This window comes from Actinomyces sp. S6-Spd3 (assembly GCF_000758755.1).
In the GTDB taxonomy this organism is placed as follows: Bacteria; Actinomycetota; Actinomycetes; order Actinomycetales; family Actinomycetaceae; genus Pauljensenia.
The window spans coordinates 1-553 of record NZ_JRMV01000077.1 but is presented as its reverse complement, the minus strand read 5'-3'; the positions used below and the strand labels follow the sequence as shown (position 1 = coordinate 553).

The following is a 553-nucleotide window of genomic DNA, read 5'->3' as shown; positions in this document are numbered from 1 at the left end:
ATGATCCGGGCGCTAATCCGGTGGTGCTTTCAGCTACTGCTGTTGAGGAATACGCCGCTTCGATATCTATTGGCGAGGTGGTGCGTTGGGATTATTCCGGTGAGGATCCGCTAAATGATGCGCGCGGATACCGATTGGAGAGGGCGGCGGCGCACCCTTCGATGCTTACGGACGATCCCTACCGGTTAGCGCCGCCGGCAGGCGTGAGCTTTGAGGATCGTCCGGGCGAGTATGAACGCTTTATGCAGCGTGCAACTTCCGTGGTGCTCTCAAACGGCGCGCGGTTTTATGTGGATCATGCGCACCCGGAGTATTCGAGTCCAGAAACTGCCTCTGCGTTGGATGCGGTGCTGTATGACAGGGCGGGTGACCTACTGGCAATTCGCGTGATGGAGGTGTGCGCGCAGGCGGGTACGGACCTGGTTTTGTATAAGAACAACACGGATGGCAAGGGCGCGGCATACGGCACTCATGAGAACTATCAGGTGAGCCGCGATGTCGATTTTGATGACATTACGCGCGCCATGATTCCTTTCTTGGTGACGCGCCCGGT

The 553-nt window shown here is 57.7% G+C and carries 1 protein-coding gene; it reads left to right on the top strand.

The window, feature by feature from the left end:
* Window positions 1–553: proteasome accessory factor PafA2 family protein (locus HMPREF1627_RS00475; RefSeq protein ID WP_034500090.1), on the top strand; the 553-nt coding region annotated here is incomplete at both ends.